The sequence below is a fragment of the Streptomyces sp. NPDC015125 genome, assembly GCF_043080045.1.
Taxonomy (GTDB): domain Bacteria; phylum Actinomycetota; class Actinomycetes; order Streptomycetales; family Streptomycetaceae; genus Streptomyces.
In genome coordinates this window covers 437,856-453,663 of sequence record NZ_JBIBVF010000004.1, presented here as the reverse complement: position 1 = coordinate 453,663, position 15,808 = coordinate 437,856, and the positions used below count along the sequence as shown (strand labels likewise).

The 15,808-nt window shown below is 71.1% G+C and carries 14 protein-coding genes; 9 read left to right on the top strand and 5 right to left on the bottom strand.

Going from position 1 to position 15,808, the window contains the following annotated elements; genetic code table 11:
- Positions 1-168 precede the first annotated feature (168 nt).
- The 3 genes from ACF088_RS14085 (at position 169) to ACF088_RS14075 (ending at position 3,856) form a co-directional block, all read left to right on the top strand.
- The gene (locus ACF088_RS14085) at positions 169-1,218 is read left to right on the top strand and encodes an ABC transporter substrate-binding protein (protein WP_392375963.1); all 1,050 of its coding nucleotides are present in this window, start codon (positions 169-171) and stop codon (positions 1,216-1,218) included.
- 1 nt (position 1,219) lies between these two features.
- Positions 1,220-2,425, top strand: coding sequence for an LLM class flavin-dependent oxidoreductase (locus tag ACF088_RS14080; protein WP_392375962.1), 1,206 nt, complete (start codon positions 1,220-1,222; stop codon positions 2,423-2,425).
- Between the two features lie 255 nt (positions 2,426-2,680).
- On the top strand, positions 2,681-3,856 hold the full coding sequence (locus ACF088_RS14075; RefSeq protein ID WP_392375961.1) for an NAD(P)-binding domain-containing protein: 1,176 nt from the start codon (positions 2,681-2,683) through the stop codon (positions 3,854-3,856).
- Positions 3,857-4,414: 558 nt separating this feature from the next.
- On the opposite strand, the gene ACF088_RS14070 is transcribed toward ACF088_RS14075, so the two are convergent.
- Positions 4,415-5,719: an MFS transporter gene (locus ACF088_RS14070; RefSeq protein ID WP_392376028.1), complete on the bottom strand. Its 1,305-nt coding sequence runs from the start codon at positions 5,717-5,719 to the stop codon at positions 4,415-4,417.
- Between the two features lie 133 nt (positions 5,720-5,852).
- On the opposite strand from ACF088_RS14070, the gene ACF088_RS14065 reads away from it, so the two are divergent.
- The 5 genes from ACF088_RS14065 (at position 5,853) to ACF088_RS14045 (ending at position 11,568) form a co-directional block, all read left to right on the top strand.
- Complete coding sequence (locus ACF088_RS14065; RefSeq protein ID WP_392375960.1) at positions 5,853-6,605, top strand: (Fe-S)-binding protein; 753 nt, start codon at positions 5,853-5,855, stop codon at positions 6,603-6,605.
- Positions 6,602-8,254 carry a lactate utilization protein B gene (locus ACF088_RS14060; RefSeq protein WP_392375959.1) on the top strand — a complete coding sequence of 551 codons (1,653 nt, stop codon included), beginning with the start codon at positions 6,602-6,604 and terminating at the stop codon, positions 8,252-8,254. Before ACF088_RS14065 ends, ACF088_RS14060 begins: the two co-directional genes overlap by 4 nt.
- Positions 8,251-8,910: a lactate utilization protein C gene (locus tag ACF088_RS14055; RefSeq protein ID WP_392375958.1), complete on the top strand. Its 660-nt coding sequence runs from the start codon at positions 8,251-8,253 to the stop codon at positions 8,908-8,910. The genes ACF088_RS14060 and ACF088_RS14055 overlap by 4 nt, the downstream gene beginning before the upstream one ends.
- A gap of 325 nt (positions 8,911-9,235) precedes the next feature.
- Positions 9,236-10,477, top strand: a complete 1,242-nt coding sequence (locus ACF088_RS14050; protein ID WP_392375957.1) for a hypothetical protein — start codon at positions 9,236-9,238, stop codon at positions 10,475-10,477.
- 251 nt (positions 10,478-10,728) lie between these two features.
- Positions 10,729-11,568: a hypothetical protein gene (locus ACF088_RS14045; protein ID WP_392375956.1), complete on the top strand. Its 840-nt coding sequence runs from the start codon at positions 10,729-10,731 to the stop codon at positions 11,566-11,568.
- Here ACF088_RS14045 and ACF088_RS14040 read toward each other — a convergent pair.
- The 4 genes from ACF088_RS14040 to ACF088_RS14025 form a co-directional block, all read right to left on the bottom strand.
- Positions 11,450-12,046 carry an NUDIX domain-containing protein gene (locus ACF088_RS14040; RefSeq protein WP_392375954.1) on the bottom strand — a complete coding sequence of 199 codons (597 nt, stop codon included), beginning with the start codon at positions 12,044-12,046 and terminating at the stop codon, positions 11,450-11,452. The two genes, ACF088_RS14045 and ACF088_RS14040, sit on opposite strands and share 119 nt — an antisense overlap.
- A 153-nt stretch (positions 12,047-12,199) precedes the next feature.
- A complete protein-coding gene (locus tag ACF088_RS14035; RefSeq protein WP_392375953.1) occupies positions 12,200-12,742 on the bottom strand; it encodes an ASCH domain-containing protein in 543 nt (180 codons plus the stop codon).
- A 17-nt stretch (positions 12,743-12,759) separates the two neighbouring features.
- Positions 12,760-13,155 carry a hypothetical protein gene (locus ACF088_RS14030; RefSeq protein ID WP_392375952.1) on the bottom strand — a complete coding sequence of 132 codons (396 nt, stop codon included), beginning with the start codon at positions 13,153-13,155 and terminating at the stop codon, positions 12,760-12,762.
- 150 nt (positions 13,156-13,305) lie between these two features.
- Complete coding sequence (locus tag ACF088_RS14025) at positions 13,306-15,123, bottom strand: ABC transporter ATP-binding protein (protein WP_392375951.1); 1,818 nt, start codon at positions 15,121-15,123, stop codon at positions 13,306-13,308.
- A gap of 184 nt (positions 15,124-15,307) precedes the next feature.
- Between ACF088_RS14025 and ACF088_RS14020 the strand changes: the two genes are divergently transcribed.
- Entirely contained in the window at positions 15,308-15,784 is a 477-nt protein-coding gene (locus ACF088_RS14020) for a MarR family winged helix-turn-helix transcriptional regulator (RefSeq protein WP_392375950.1), read from the top strand.
- The last annotated feature ends 24 nt before the right edge of the window (positions 15,785-15,808 follow it).

Here is a 15,808-nt window from a genome sequence, read left to right as displayed (position 1 = left end):
GATCAACCGTCATAGCTGCACGGCCGCCGGGCCCGCACCCCACGCCCGATGCCCGACGCCGACGCCCGATGCCCGACGCCCGATGTCTCCCCCGCCGCCCACTCCCCTCGTCCACCCCACCCCACCCCACCCCGCCCCCATCTCACCCCCGAAGGAAACGGACGCCCCATGAGAGCACGCCCTATCGCCCCGGCCGCCGCCCTGCTGCTCCCGCTCACCCTGCTGCTGGCCGCCTGCGGAGGTTCATCGGGGGCCAACGGGTCCGGTGGGGGTACCGGCAGCGGGACCGACGGCAAGGGGTCGCTGACCCTCAACGTCGGCGACCAGAAAGGTGGTTCGGAGGCGTTGCTGCGGGCCGCCGGCGAGTTGGACGACCTTCCATACAAGATCAAGTGGTCGACGTTCACCTCGGGGCCGCCGCTGCTGGAGGCGGTCAACGCGGGGGCGGTGGATGTCGGTGCGGTCGGGAACACCCCGCCGGTGTTCGCCGCGGCGGCGAAGTCGAAGATCAAGGTGATCGCCGGGACGCACAGCAGGTCGGACGGTGAGTCGATCCTGGTGAAGAAGGGCTCCCCGCTCAAGCGGCCGGCGCAGCTGAAGGGCAAGTCCATCGCCGTCGCCCAGGGCAGCTCCGCGCACTACCAACTCATTGCCTCGCTGAAGAAGGCCGGGCTGACCTCGAAGGACGTCACGCTCAACTACCTTCAGCCGGCCGATGCGCTCGCCGCGTTCACCCGGGGGAAGGTGGATGCCTGGGCGGTGTGGGACCCGTACACCTCGCAGGCCCTGGATCAGGCCGATGCCCGGGTGCTGACCACCGGACAAGGCGTCGTCAACGGGCTGAGCTTCCAGGTGGCTGCGCCTGCCGCCCTGCACGACAAGAAAAAGGCGGCGGCGCTGAAGGACTACACGGACCGGTTGCGGCGGGCGCAGAACTGGGTGTTCAAGCACCCCGGAGTCTGGGCGAAGGCCTGGGCGAAGGAGACCGGGCTGCCGGACAAGGTGGCGCTGGACGCGGTCAAGCGCACCCGCGGTACGGCGGTCACGGTCGCCGTGGACAAGGCCGCCATCGCCTCCGAGCAGCAGATCGTCGACTCGTTCGCAGCGCTGAAGCTGATTCCCCGCTCCTTCGACTTCGGACAGTTCGTCGATCCCCGTTTCAACGGTGACCTGCCGCCTTCGAGCACGGCACCGCGTACCTATGGAAAGGCTCACTGAGATGTCCGTACACCTGCATTGGTTCTTGCCGACCGGCGGCGACGGGCGGACCCTTGTCGACCGCCACGCCTACACCGACGGCGGCATCCGGCGTGACCGCATCACCCCGGTCAGCGGGGTGCGGGCCCCGGACATCGAATATCTGGCGCAGATCGCCAAGGCTGCCGAGCAGTTGGGGTTCGAGGCGGTGCTCACGCCGACGGGCACATGGTGCGAGGACGCCTGGCTGACGACGGTGGCGCTCACCCAGGTCACCGAGCGGTTGAAGTTCCTGGTCGCCTTCCGGCCGGGGGTGATCTCGCCGGTGCTGGCGGCGCAGATGGCCGCGACCTATCAGCGGATCTCGCGCGGGCGGCTGCTGCTGAATGTGGTGACCGGGGGCGATTCGACCGAGCAGAAGCGGTTCGGCGATCATCTCGACCACGACCGGCGGTACTCCCGTACGGATGAGTTTTTGCAGGTCGTACGCGGTGTGTGGGGTGGGGCACCGTTCGACTTCCGGGGCGAGCACTATCAGGTCGAGGGCGGTCTGACGGCGCTGCCGCCGGATCCGCTGCCGCAGATCTTCTTCGGCGGCTCGTCCGCTGCCGCCGGGCCGGTCGCCGCCCGGAATGTGGATGTGTACCTCACCTGGGGCGAGCCGCCCGAGGAGGTCAAGCAGAAGATCGACTGGATTCGTGGGCTGGCGGAGAAGGAGGGGCGTACGGTCCGGTTCGGCATCCGGTTGCACACGATCTCCCGGGACTCCTCCAAGGAAGCCTGGGCCACCGCCGACCGACTGCTCGACGACCTCGATCCGGAAACGGTCGCGGCCGCGCAACAGGCACTGGGCAAGAGCGAGTCGGTGGGTCAGCAGCGGATGCTGGCGCTGCACGGCGGCTCGCGCGACAAGCTGGAGATCTCGCCCAATCTATGGGCGGGTGTCGGCTTGGTGCGGGGCGGTGCGGGCACCGCACTGGTCGGCAGCCATGCCGAGGTGGCCGACCGGATCGAGGAGTACCACTCCCTGGGCATCGAGCACTTTGTGCTCTCCGGCTATCCGCATCTGGAGGAGGCGTACTGGTTCGGCGAGGGCGTACGGCCGGAGCTTGCCGCCCGCGGGCTGCTGGATGCGGGCCCCTCTCCCCTGGAGGGCGTACCGGCCGCCCATGGCCGTCCGGCGTCCGCACCGGGCGGCGCGCCGCTGCTGATCGCCGGCGGCCGCTGAGTCTGCGTTGGGGCGGAGGGGGCTTGGGGCCATGTGGCCGTGGGCCGGGCACCAGGGGCCGTGCACTGTGGGCCGTGGGCCGTGGGCCGTGGGCCGTGGGCCGTGGGCCGTGGGCCGTGGGCCGTGGGCCGTGGGCCGTGGCGGGAAACGGCCCGCACCTCGCGGAGGACACCCGCGCCTTGCGGCACCCGCGCCTCACGGAGGACAGCCGCACCTAACGGGAAGACAGCCGCCCCTCACCTCGTTAGGTGAATCATGAACTACACCGGGGTGCATGGGGTCGAGGTCCAAGTCGAAGTCGAAGTCGCGGTGATCGGTGCCGGGCAGGCCGGGTTGGCCGCCGCCGTTCATCTGCGACGGGCCGGATATGTGCCGGACCGGGACTTCGTGGTGCTCGATCACTCGCCGCGCCCCGGGGGTGCCTGGCAGTTCCGGTGGCCCACGCTGACGTACGAAAAGGTGCACGGGATGCATGCGCTGCCGGGCATGGAACTCACCGGCGCCGATCCGCAACGCCCGTCCTCCGAGGTGATCGGCGCGTACTTCGACCGTTACGAGCAGACCTTCGGGCTGCGGGTGCACCGGCCGGTGAGCGTGACGGCGGTGCGCGACGACGGTGGGAGGTACCCCCGGACGGAGGCTGTCGGCGCCCTTGGGGGAGGTCGGCTGCTGGTCGAAACGTCGGAGGGGGACTATGCGGCGCGGGCGCTGATCAACGCGACCGGGACCTGGGAACGGCCGTTCTGGCCGCGGTTTCCCGGGCAGGAGACATTCGGTGGACGTCAGCTGCACAGCTCTGCGTACAAGGGGCCGGAGAGCTTCCGTGACATGCGGGTCGTGGTCGTGGGCGGCGGGACCTCTGCCGTACAGCAGCTGTTGGAGATCGCGCCGGTCGCTGCCGCCACGACCTGGGTGACCCGCCGGCCGCCGGTGTTCCGCGAGGGCCCGTTCGGTGCGGAGCAGGGCCGGGCCGCGGTCGCCCTGGTGGAGGAGCGGGTCAGGCAGGGGCTGCCGCCGCGGAGCGTGGTGAGCGTGACCGGGCTACCGATGACCGAGGCCGTCCGGCGGGCCCGGGAGAGCGGCGTACTGGAGCGGCGTCCGCTCTTCGAGCGCCTCACGCCCACGGGCGTGCGCTGGCACGACGGATGCACGGTCGAGGCCGATGTCATCCTCTATGCCACGGGCTTTCGTGCCGCCATCGACCATCTCGCCCCGCTGCACCTGCGCGAACCGGGCGGCGGCATCCGGATGGACGGCACCCGCACGCTGCGCGATCCGCGGGTCCATCTCGTCGGTTACGGGCCGTCGGCGAGCACCATCGGCGCCAACCGTGCGGGACGTGCCGCGGTCGGCGACCTCCGTCGGCTGCTCGCCGCGCCGCCTCGACCGGCCCCGGCGGAGACGGGGTTGGCCGGCAGCCTCGCCTCATAGGGCGCGGGCGAGGGCGAGGGCGCATGCGCGACGGGGCGGCAGACCCGGAGTCATGGCCGAAGCAAGGCCGACGGGTGGGCGAAGGATGGGCGAAGTCCGGGACCCGACCCGCCGGAGCGTCCATGCGGAAAAACACCACAACCGCCCTCCCCATGGACCTCTCCCCGCACACCTTCAGGCGAACGGATGATCCCGTGAGCACCTGTTCACCGGTGCACATGATCGAAAAGGGAAGGGCTTCAATTGACTCTTAGCAACGAGCGATGATGACGGGGCGCGAGCGGCGGGCTGCAGACCGTTACCACGCCTCCGGCTCAAACCCCTTGCTGATCCGGAGAGTTGAGTCCCACAACTTCAAGGAGAAGATCCCGATGGACATCCTCACCGCTCTCTTGGCCCACGTCCTCCACCTCGTGGGTTGGCTCGTCTGACAGACCTCATCCCCAAGGCGCCGCCCCTCCCCGTCCCGGGAGGGGCGGCGCTTTTCCGTGTTCCCGTTCCCCCATCCCGACCCTTTGGCCCGGCCCCTGTGATCCCCCTTCCCGCGTTCCCGCCCGGCTACTTCTCCAGCCTCTGCCGGGAAGTCTCCGGAAGCGTCAGATAGACGAGGAACGAGACGAGGCACAGCGCGGCCACATACCAGGGAAAGAGGTCGGCGTGGCCGGCCTGCTTGAACCAGGTGCCGACGTAGGGGGCCGTGCCGCCGAAGAGGGCCACGGTGAGCGAGTACGGGAAGCCGATACCGGCGGCACGCACCCGCGCGGGGAACACCTCGACGTTCACGGCCGCGGCGACCGCGGTGTAGCCGGTGAGCAGCACCATGCCCGCGCACTGCACCAGCAGCAGCGAGAAGAAGGCGTCGGTGACCAGGTGCAGCAGCGGTACCGCGAGGACGGCGAAGCCCAGCGAGAAGCCGAGCAGCAGTGGTTTGCGGCCGATGCGGTCCGAGAGCATGCCACCCAGTGGCTGGAGCAGGGCGAAGAAGGCGAGCGAGAGGGTGCCGACGGTGAGTGCATCGCCCTTGTCGAAGCCCGCGTTGACCTGCGCGTAGGTGGGCAGGTAGGTCGTCCAGGTGTAGTAGGCGATGGTGCCGCCCGCGGTGATACCGCAGATGAGCAGGGACTGGCGGGGGTGGCGGCGCAGCGCCTCGAAGAGGCCGGGCCGGTCGGCCGCCCGCTGTTCGAGGCTTCGTGTCTCCTGGGCGCCACGCCGGATCCACAGCCCCAGCAGGCTCAGCAGTGCGCCGACGAGGAACGGTACCCGCCAGCCCCACTGCCCCATCTGGCGCTCGGTGAGCAGCGCCACGAGCAGCGCCGCGGTCCCGGAGGCCAGGAGCTGGCCGAGGGTCGTGGACACGTACTGGAAGCTGGAGAACAGGCCGCGCCTGCCCGGTCCCGCCGATTCCACCAGGAAGGTCGTGGAGGCCGCGAACTCGCCGCCCACCGACAGGCCCTGCACCAGACGGGCGATGACCAGGACGAAGGGTGCCAGCAGGCCGGTGGCCGCGTAGGTGGGGGTGAGCGCGACCAGCAGGCTGCCACCGCCCATCAGCAGGATGGTCAGCGTCAGTGCGGTCCGCCGGCCGCGGCGGTCGGCGATCGCGCCCATCAGCAGTCCGCCGACCGGGCGCATGAAGAAGCCGACCGCGAAGACGGCGAAGGTGGAGAGGAGCGGCACCAGGGAATTGCCGGCGCCCTGGGGGAAGACCTGTCCCGCGAAGTAGACCGCGAGGAAGGAGTAGGCGTACCAGTCGTACCACTCGACGGCGTTGCCGATCGAGGCGGCGGCCAGTTGCCGCAGCCGTGACGGCTGGCGGGCACCGTTCGGTGCCTGATCCTTGGCTATGTGCTCGGCACTCGACATGGTCCTCCGCTCCTGGTTCTTCTCGTTGGCCTGCTGCTGGGGCAGGATGAGCCGCCAGGTGATCATGTACCGCGGAAGCGGGTGGCCGCCAGAGGCTGTGACAACCGAAAGGCAGCCGAAAGGAGAGGGCAACGTGCGCGTAGCACTGTTCGTCACCTGTATCAACGACCTGCTCCATCCGCGGACGGGGCAGGCGGTGGTGGCACTGCTGGAGCGGCTGGGGGTGGAGGTCGGCTTCCCCGTCGAGCAGAGCTGCTGTGGCCAGCCGCAGTTCAACACCGGATACCGGCATGCGACCGAGCCGCTGATGCGCCGCTTCGACCGGGCGTTCAAGGACTACGAGTACGTGGTCACCCCGTCCGGTTCGTGTGCGGCGATGGTGCGGGACAACTACCCGCGGATCGGGGCGAAGGCGGCCGCCGAGGGGCGCGGCCGGGGACTCGTCGACGCGGCGGCGGTCGCAGTGCCCAAGATGTACGAGCTGACCGAGTTTCTGGTGGATGTACTGAAGGTGGAGGATGTCGGTGCCTCTTTCCCGCATACCGTCACCTACCACCCCACTTGTCACGGTCTGCGGATGCTGGGGCTGGGCGACCGGCCGCGGCGGTTGCTGGAGCACGTCGAGGGGCTGGAGCTGCGGGAGCTGCCGGGCGCCGAGGAGTGCTGCGGGTTCGGCGGCACCTTCGCGGTGAAGAACCCGGCGGTCTCGGCGGCGATGGGCGCCGACAAGGTCCGCCACATCCTCTCCACCGGTGCCGAGGCGGTCTGCACGCTCGACAACTCCTGTCTGCTGCACATCGGCGGCACCCTCACCCGCCAGGGCGCAGCCGTCCGCCCGGTCCATATCGCCGAGATCCTGGCCAGTACGGAAGGGAGCGTGTGGTGAGCGGCACCTACCTGGGCATGCCGGCCTTCCCCCGGGCCGCTGCCACCTCCACCCGCGACACCCGGCTGCGCGCCAACCTCACCCATGCCACCCACACCATCCGCGACAAACGGGCCAAGGCCGTGGCGGAGCTGGACGACTGGGCGGAGCTGCGGGCCGCGGGCGCCGCGGTGAAGGACCGTACGCTGCGCCATCTCGACCACTATCTGGAGCAGTTGGAGGCCGCGGTCAGCGCCGCGGGCGGGCAGGTTCACTGGGCGGTCGACGCGGACGAGGCCAACCGGATCGTCACCCGGCTGGTGCGGGAGACCGGCGAGACGGAGGTCGTCAAGGTCAAGTCGATGGCGACTGCGGAGATCGGGCTCAACGAGGCCCTGGCCGGGGCCGGTATCCGCGCGTACGAGACGGATCTGGCCGAGCTGATCGTGCAGCTCGGCCATGATCTGCCCTCGCACATCCTGGTCCCGGCAATCCACCGCAACCGCTCCGAGATCCGCGACATCTTCCGCCGTGAGATGGCCTCTTGGGGCCGTCCGGCACCCGAAGGGCTGGCCGACTCCCCCGCCGAGCTCGCCGAGGCGGCGCGGCTGCATCTGCGGGAGAAGTTTCTGTCCGTGAAGGTCGGGATCTCGGGGGCCAACTTCATGGTCGCGGAGACCGGCACCCTGGTCGTCGTGGAGTCCGAGGGCAATGGCCGGATGTGTCTGACCCTCCCCGAGACACTGATCTCCGTCGTCGGCATCGAGAAGGTGGTGCCCAGCTGGCAGGACCTGGAGATCTTTCTGCAGTTGCTGCCCCGTTCCTCCACTGCCGAGCGGATGAACCCGTACACCTCCACATGGACGGGCACCACGGAAGGCGACGGGCCGCAGACCTTCCATCTGGTGCTGCTCGACAACGGGCGCACCGACACCCTCGCCGATACCGTCGGACGGCAGGCGCTGCGCTGCATCCGCTGCTCGGCGTGTCTGAACGTCTGCCCGGTGTACGAGCGGGCCGGCGGGCATGCGTACGGCTCGCCCTACCCCGGCCCGATCGGCGCCATCCTCACCCCGCAACTGCGGGGACTGGCAGGGCCCTTGGAGGCGTCGCTGCCGTATGCCTCGTCGCTGTGCGGGGCCTGCTACGAGGTGTGCCCGGTCGCCATCGACATCCCCGAGGTGCTGGTGCATCTGCGGGAACGGGTCGTGGAGGGCGGCCCGGTCACCCTGGGCGGGGGGCGCACCGTTCTCAAACCGGCCAGGGGGCATGCCGCGGAGCGGGCCGCGATGCGCGCGGCGGGCTGGGTCTTCGATCACCCGGGCGCGCTGCGTGCCGGGATGCGGCTGGCGGCTCGCACCCGCCGGCTGCATCCACGGCGGCTGCCGGGACCGGGCCGCGCCTGGTCGCAGACCCGCGATCTGCCCGAGGTGCCGGCCGAGTCCTTCCGCGACTGGTGGCAGCGCACCCGCGGTACGTCGTCGGGGCCCGGTACATCGTCGGAGCCCGGCACTTCGCCGGAACCCGATACATCGTCGGGGCCCGGCACTTCATCGGGGCCCGATACGCCATCGGGGTCCGATACGTCGTCGGGGTCCGATACGTCGTCGGGGTCCGATACGTCGTCGGGGTCCGATACGTCGTCGGAGCAGCGAGGAGACGCCAAGTGAGCAGCCGGGACGTGGTGTTGGCGCGGGTGCGGCAGGCGCTGGCGGATGTGCCGGCCGGCGAGGGACCGGGCGGTCCGCCGGTGGCACGGGACTACCACCGGGTGCACGGGTCCCGGACGCGCGCGCAGGCCGTGGATCTGCTCGCGGAGAATCTCGCGGACTACCGGGCGATCGTGCACCGCACCGATACCGAGGGGCTGCCCGGGCTGATCGGCCGGCTGCTGGCGGAGCGCGGGGCGCGGTCGGTGCTGGTGCCGCCGGGCCTGGATGTCTCATGGACGACCGGCACCGACGTCGCCCTCGTCCAGGACCTCGCATCGAGCACGGCCCGCGAACTCGACCTCGTGGACAGTGTGCTGACCGGCTGTGCGGTGGCCATCGCGGAGACCGGCACCCTGATCCTGGATGCGGGCCCCGGCCAGGGCAGGCGCCGGATCACACTGGTGCCGGACCACCACCTCTGTGTCGTCCGGGTCCCTGACCAGGTGGTCGGCTCGGTGCCGGAGGCGCTGCCGCGGGTGGCACCGGACCGCCCGCTGACCTGGATCTCCGGCCCGTCCGCGACCAGCGACATCGAACTCGACCGGGTGGAGGGGGTGCACGGGCCGCGGACGCTGGAGGTGATTCTGCTGGCGGCGGCACAGGAAGCGGACTGAGCGGGGCGACCGCGGCCACGGAGGGCTGCGACAGGTGTGCGACCCCGTTGTCAGTGGGGATTCCTACACTGATCGGGATGCCTTTCGCACACGCGGTGCGGGGTGCGCGCCCGGGGGTGGGAGGGAGCAGATGGTGCTGCGGCAGGGCTTACCACCACGGCGTTCCGGCGCGGCCGGCCGCTTACCACCACGGCGTTCCGGGACGGCCGGCCGTTTACCCGCACCGGATCCCGGACGGCCGCCTCTCCCCGCTCCGTCAAACTCCGCCCCCTCCCGGCTGCTGACGTGGCTGGGGCGGCTGGGCGTCCCGGCCGCGGCGTTCGCCGTGTTCCAGACGCTGCTGGGAATCCTGCCGCAGAACCTCGGGGGCGAGGCGGCGCGTTACTGCGTGGCGGCGACCGCCGGCGCCGGCGTCGGCGCGGTGGTGTGGCTGGCCGCGGCCCTGCTGCGGACGCGGGCGGCGGCCACGGACGCCGTCGCAGCAGCACCGACCGGCCACACACCCCTGCCCGCCGGATCACTCCCCGAGCTGAGCGACGGCACGTACCAGGCTCTGCGGCGCGGCCTCTCGGTGATCGAGGTGAGCGGGCACGGACCGCTCACCGGATGGCCGCACTCTCTCGCGGAGAACGATCCACCGGTGCATCCGACGGCGTTCGGTACGGCGTACGGGCTGCATCTGCTGCTCGACATCGCGCCGTACGACGGCCGCATACGGGCGGGGCAGGTGGCCGAGACGCTGTGGCGGCTGCGGCTTCCCGGCGGCGGATGGGCCGCCCGTTCCCAGGGCAGCGGGGCGCGGCCCGAGGTGTCCGCGATCGTGCTGGGTGCGCTGGCGCGGGCCGGCGCCGATCCGCGACTGCTGGAGGCCGAAATACGCTCCTGCGAGGTGCTGTGGAACCCCGACCATGACGCATCCGGGCTGGCCAACACCTATGTCGTGACGAATGTTCTGCGCGGACTGCTGCGGGCGGCACCCGGCGCCACCGCGCTGGACGGGCTGCGCGAGGTGCTGGTCCATGGCGCCACGGCCGACCCGGCGCGCGGCAACCACCGCTGCTGGGGCACGGCGCTGGCCACCGGCCGCGGCAACCCGGCACCGTCCGCGGCGCACACCGCGCGGGCGGTGGTGGCGCTGGACCGGGCCGCATGCGTGCTGGGCGAGGACGAGCGGCAGCGTACGGTGCGCGAGGAGGGGCTGCGCTGGCTGCTGGCCGGCCCGGCGACGCCGACGGGTGGCCTGACCGATCTGCAGAACTGCCAGGAAGAGGTAAGGCGGCCGGACCAGGAGGATCCGCTGCATCAAGAGCTGCTGTCGGTGCGGCATTTCGCCGCCGCATGGGTGGCTCGTGCGCTGATGACGGACGGAGCCCGCAAGGTCGCGGCCGAGGAAGTGGGGCTGCCGGCGTGGGAGGCGCAGCTGACCACTGCCGTGGCGCGGGTCCACGGCCTGCAGCGGGGCGGGGTGTGGCGGTGGGACGACGGGCCCATGGGACACCCGGTGTGGATGTCGTATCAGGGCCTTTCGGTGCTGCGGCGGCATGCGTTGATGGTCTACCGGCCATGAGGCGACGCCCGGGTTCCGAGAGGCGGGCCGCCCGGGGCGTGATGACGCTCAGGGCCGGTGCCGGTGCCGGTGCCGGGTCAGGAGCGGGGGGGATCGAGTCAGGGTGATCGAGCCGGAGTGGTCGAACCGGGGTGTCGAGCCGGGGTGTCGAGCCGGGATGGCCGAACCGAGGTGGTCGGGACGGCTTGAGGGGCCACGGGCGTGGTGAGCAGCGGAGCAACGGTCGGGGGCGGCGAAGAGGAGTCGGACTCATGCAGGTCGAGGAAGCCCGGAGGCTGCTGGCGGAACGGCTGAGCGGCGGGCCGGGGCCGCCGTCGCCCGAGTCGGCACGCGCAGTGACCGCCCAACTGGCACACCCGGACTCGCTCGGCCCGCTGGTGCGCCGGCTATCCGCCGGCGATCTGGACCTGGCGGAGTGCACCCGGCTCTCGTACCGCCATGTGCTGGGCTTCGACAAACTGTTGCTGCTGGCCGGGGCGCCGCGGTTCATGCTGCGGGTCCATTTCTGGCACGGCAGGACCGGCGGGGCCCCCGAGGACATCCACAACCACCGGTGCGCGATCGCCTCGGCGGTGGTGCGGGGCCGCGTCCGGATGGAGTGCTACGAAACGGCCGCGAACGGCGTGCCCGCGACCGCCTACCGGGAGACGATCGACGGCCCCGGCGGCGCCTGGCGGCTCCGGCGGGTCGGGGACGCACGCCTGCGGCTCATGTGTACGGAGCGCTACGGCCCCGGTCGGAGCTACGGCCTGGCCCCCCATACCCTGCACCGGGTGGTGAGCGAGGAGCCGACGGTGACGCTGTTCCTGGAGACCGCCCCACAGCGGTCGGTGACCGATGTCTACGTCAGGAACGGCAACCGCATCACGAGCAACGCCGCCACGGACAGCAGCTCCGCCACGGACAGCAGCTCCGTCACGGACGGCGGATCCATTACGAACGGCTCCGCCACGGACAGCGGCAACGACCGGATCAGCGCCGCCCTCCGGGCCGGTGGCGCCGAGCGGGCGGATCCGCCGCCCAAGACTCCGCTGTCACCGGCCGTCTACCTTGCCGGACTCGACTCTCTGGCAGGCTCTTTGGGCTACTGAAAGGAGGCGGCGCCAGGCGCCCGAAGCGGGCCGTCATGGCACGGATCCCCGCGGCGTCGAGCCGGCCGCCGAGCGCCTGGCGGATCACCCCGAGGTTGTAGGCGTCCACCCCGATCCCGGCCAGCTCGGCGGGCCGTGCCCACGCATAGGCCTGATCCGCGCTGGGCAGTACGACATCCAGCGTCCGGGGGCGGACGATGAAGTTCTCCTGGTGATTGTGGACCCGGCGGCCCTGATAGTCGCTCAGGAAGCCGGAGGATCCGGTGTGCTCGACGATGGTGCCGAGGATCCCGGTCTCTTCCTTCAGCTCGCGCAAGGCGCCGCTCTCGGCGGACTCCCCTCGATCGAGCTTCCCGCACGGCACGCCCCACGCGCCGGGCAGAAAACGTTCGCGGTAGCTACGGCGCACGATCAGCACACGAGCATCGTGCACCACCACCGCCGCGGCCAGATAAGTGTCTGCTGCAGTCTGGTTCATCGGACATCTCGCAATCCGAAGAGACGGGCGCAGGCCCGTGGCGGAGGTCCACCGTACCGGCGATGACTCCGCGAGGGACCGGCGCACGGCCGCGTGCGCGGGCCGTTTCCGCAGGACCGCCGACGCGCGGTGCAGCCCCTGCCTCCGTCCGTCTCACCTGTCTTGAGCGGACACGCTCCCGCTCTCCAGGCGCTCGACGACCCGGAAGCTTTCGAGCACGACCGGGGTGTCGTCGTCGACGGCGAAATCCGGTTCTCCGAGCTCCTTGCGCAGGTCCGGGCCGTGCCAGAAGGCCTCGTGGGCGGCCCGCCAGGTAGCCACCGTGGTGTGGCCCTCACCCTCGGCTTCCGCATGCGCCCGGTCGACCTCTGCCAGCCGCACCAGCCGTACCCCGCTCAGCTCGATCACGGCCACCGGCCGGCCGGCGGAGTCGGGTACGACCGACCGTTGACCGGCGGACGGCAGCGGCGCGTCGCCACGCTCGTATTCGGTCAGCAGACCGGTGGTGGCGGTCTTGGCGCCGGAGAGCACAGCGAAGACCAGCCGGTCGCGCAATGGCCCAGGGAAGCCGAGCTCGAACTGCGGGAGCTCCAGGTGGTCCTGGTGACCCAGGTGACCCAGGTGACCCCGGTAACCCCGGTGACCCCGGTAACCCCGGTGATCCTGGTGATCCTGGTGATCCTGGTGCGCGGTCATACCGCGCGGCGTAGGCGCTACGGGCGCGGTGCGGGCCCGGTCTCGCGGGCTGCGCTGGCGGTGTGCAGGGCCCAGCCGATCAGTGGGAGCTGGCCGGGCAGGCGGGCGTAGGCCACGGCCTTGAGCGGCGCCGGGCGGTGCCGCCAGTCGTGGGCCATCTTGAGATTGGCCGGGAAGACCGCGGCGAACAGGCCGGCCGCGGCCAGCGCGCCGGCCCGGCGGGTGCGCGGCAGGGCAACGGCGGCGGCGACGGCGAGTTCGGCGACGCCGCTGGCGTACGTCCAGGCGCGGGGGCTACCGGGCAGTCGCCGGGGCACGATCGCGTCGAACGGCTTCGGTGCGAGGAAGTGGAGGGTCCCCATCCCCGCCAGCAGACGGGCCAGCGTGCGGGCGGAACGGTCGTCAGCTGTCACGGAGAGCTCCCTGATCGGACGGGCGGAGGCAGCGCAGGACAGGAAGGACGGCGGGTGGGAAGCCCGCAGGCCGGCGGCCGGAGAGTGGGTGCGGCGGCCACCCCGACCAGTGAACTGGCCGCCGCGCGTTCGACCTTACCCGTGGGTCACTTACGGGGCCATCACCTGATCGTCCGCGGGGGTGAGGTGTGCGTCACGCCGTACCAACGCCGCATAGTGCCCGTCGGCGGCGAGCAGCTCGTCGTGCGTGCCGCGCTCGGCGATCCGGCCGGCGTCCAGCACGACGATCTGGTCCGCGTCGCGGACCGTGGAGAGGCGGTGGGCGATGGTGAGGGTAGTGCGGCCCGCGGACAGCTCGTCGATGGCCTGCTGTACGGCGTGTTCGGTGCGGGTGTCCAGGGCGCTGGTCGCTTCGTCCAAGACCAGGACGGGCGGGTCGCGCAGGATGGTGCGGGCGATGGCGAGGCGCTGTTTCTCGCCGCCGGAGAAGCGGTAGCCGCGCTCGCCGACGAGGGTGTCGTAGCCGTCGGGGAGGGCCGCGATGTGGTCGTGGATCTGGGCGGCCCTGGCGGCGCGGATGATCTCGTCTTCGGTGGCGTCGGGCTTGGCGAAGCGGAGGTTGTCGACGACCGAGGCGTGGAAGAGGTAGGTCTCCTGGGAGACCACGCCGACCGAGCGGGCGAGGGTGTCGAAGTCGAGGTCACGGACGTCCGTGCCGTCGAGGGTGACCCGGCCTTCGGTCACGTCGTAGAGCCGCGGTACGAGGTAGCTCAGGGTGCTCTTGCCGCTGCCGGTGGGGCCGACGACGGCGAGGCTGCCGCCGGCCGGGACGGTCAGGTCGATGCCGTCGAGGGTGGGGGCGGCCTCGGGGTCGTAGCAGAACCGGACGTTCTCGAAGCGGACCTCGCCACGCGGCGCCGGGAGGCGGACCGGCTCGGCGGGCTCGGTGATGGCGACCGGCAGATCGAGGTACTCGAAGATGCGCTGGAAGAGCGCCAGCGACGTCTGCATCTGTACGCCGGTGGTCAGCAGCGAGACGGTCGGCCGCAGCAGGCCCTGCTGGAGCGAGACGAAGGCGACCAGGGTGCCGAGCGAGAAGACCGGGCCGCCGAGCTGGAGGACCATGCCCGCCGCCCAGTAGATCAGCGCGGGCATGGCGGCCATGACGATCCCGATGGTGGCCATCCGCCAGCGGCCGGCCATATTGGCGCGGACCTCCAGGTCGACCAGGCGCTCGGACTCGTCGGCGAAGTTCTCGGTGAGGGAGTCGGCGCGGCCCATCGTGCGGCCGAGCAGAATGCCGCTGACCGAGAGGGACTCGGTGACCATCGCGGACATCACGGCCATCTGCTTCTGCCGCCGGGTGGTGATCTTCTTGCGTTCGTTGCCGACCCGGCGGCTGATCCAGACGAAGAGCGGAAGCAGCAGCAGCGAGACGACGGTCAGCCGCCAGTCGAGGGCGAGCATCGCGCAGACGGTGGCGATGACGGAGGTCAGGTTGGAGACCAGGGAGGTGGCGGTGGAGGTGACCGTCGCCTGCATGCCGCCGATGTCGTTGGCGATCCGGGACTGGACCTCGCCGGTGCGGGTGCGGGTGAAGAAGGCCAGCGGCATCTGCTGGAGTTTGGCGTAGACGGCGGTGCGCAGATCGTGCATGACGCGCTGGCCGACCGTCGTGGACAGCAGGGTCTGCAGGACGCCGAAGACGCTGGTGGTGACGGCGGTGGCGATCATGCCGAGGGCGAGCAGGGTCAGCAGTCCGGTGCGCCGGCCGGGTATCGCCACGTCCAGGATCTCGCGGAGGAGAAAGGGAGAGGCGACCGAGACCAGCGAGGAGGCGCCGACGAGCAGGCCGACGAGGGCCAGCCGGGCGCGGTAGGGGCGGAAGAGCGCGAGGATCCGCCGCAGCTGGACCGGCTTTTCGGGGTCCTTGGGCGGTGGGGTCCACTGGGGTTCGTCGCTGCGCATGGGCTCCTTCGAGGGGGCGGATTGGCGGGGCGGAAACTACGGACGGCCGGGAACTACGGACGGGTGGAAACTACGGACGGGCGGAAACTACGGACGGCAGATGCGGGACAAGCAACGTGGAGCTTAGCTCATTGTTACCTAGGCTCACAATGAATGAAGTCCTGTCATCCGCTATCCTCGCGCCATGCCCTCCCCCGAGCCGACGATCAGCACCACCAACCTCGCCGAGCAACTGGTACGGCTGACCCGCCGGATGCACCGCGCCCAGAAACATCACCTGGAACACCTGGACCTCGTCTTCACCCCCGCACAGTCCCGGCTGCTGCGGATCGTCGACCACTACCGCGACACCCCGCCGCGGATGGCCGACCTCGCCGAGCGGCTGGAGGTCGTACCGCGGGCGGTGACCACCCTGGTGGACGCACTGGAGGCGCATGGCGCGGTGCGCCGGGTACCCGATCCGGCCAACCGCCGGGTGGTACGGATCGAGCTGACCGACACCGGCCGGTCCACGCTGCGCGCGTTGCGCAGCGCGCGGCGGGCCGCGGCGGAGGAGATCCTGGCCCCACTGACCGCCGATCAGCGCGAGGTGCTCGGCGGCCTGCTGTCCACCCTGGTCGACGATCCGCATCGACCGCATCGACCGGAACGACAGGACTGACCGGACCGACCGGACCGACCGGAC

Bases quoted from the DNA above. Each gene is read 5' to 3' on its own strand.
- ACF088_RS14085 (WP_392375963.1), top strand. From the start codon at position 169: ATGAGAGCACGCCCTATCGCCCCGGCCGCCGCCCTGCTGCTCCCGCTC.
- ACF088_RS14080 (WP_392375962.1), top strand. From the start codon at position 1,220: ATGTCCGTACACCTGCATTGGTTCTTGCCGACCGGCGGCGACGGGCGG.
- ACF088_RS14075 (WP_392375961.1), top strand. From the start codon at position 2,681: ATGAACTACACCGGGGTGCATGGGGTCGAGGTCCAAGTCGAAGTCGAA.
- ACF088_RS14070 (WP_392376028.1), bottom strand. From the start codon at position 5,719: ATGTCGAGTGCCGAGCACATAGCCAAGGATCAGGCACCGAACGGTGCC.
- ACF088_RS14045 (WP_392375956.1), top strand. From the start codon at position 10,729: ATGCAGGTCGAGGAAGCCCGGAGGCTGCTGGCGGAACGGCTGAGCGGC.
- ACF088_RS14040 (WP_392375954.1), bottom strand. From the start codon at position 12,046: ATGAACCAGACTGCAGCAGACACTTATCTGGCCGCGGCGGTGGTGGTG.
- ACF088_RS14035 (WP_392375953.1), bottom strand. From the start codon at position 12,742: ATGACCGCGCACCAGGATCACCAGGATCACCAGGATCACCGGGGTTAC.
- ACF088_RS14025 (WP_392375951.1), bottom strand. From the start codon at position 15,123: ATGCGCAGCGACGAACCCCAGTGGACCCCACCGCCCAAGGACCCCGAA.
- ACF088_RS14020 (WP_392375950.1), top strand. From the start codon at position 15,308: ATGCCCTCCCCCGAGCCGACGATCAGCACCACCAACCTCGCCGAGCAA.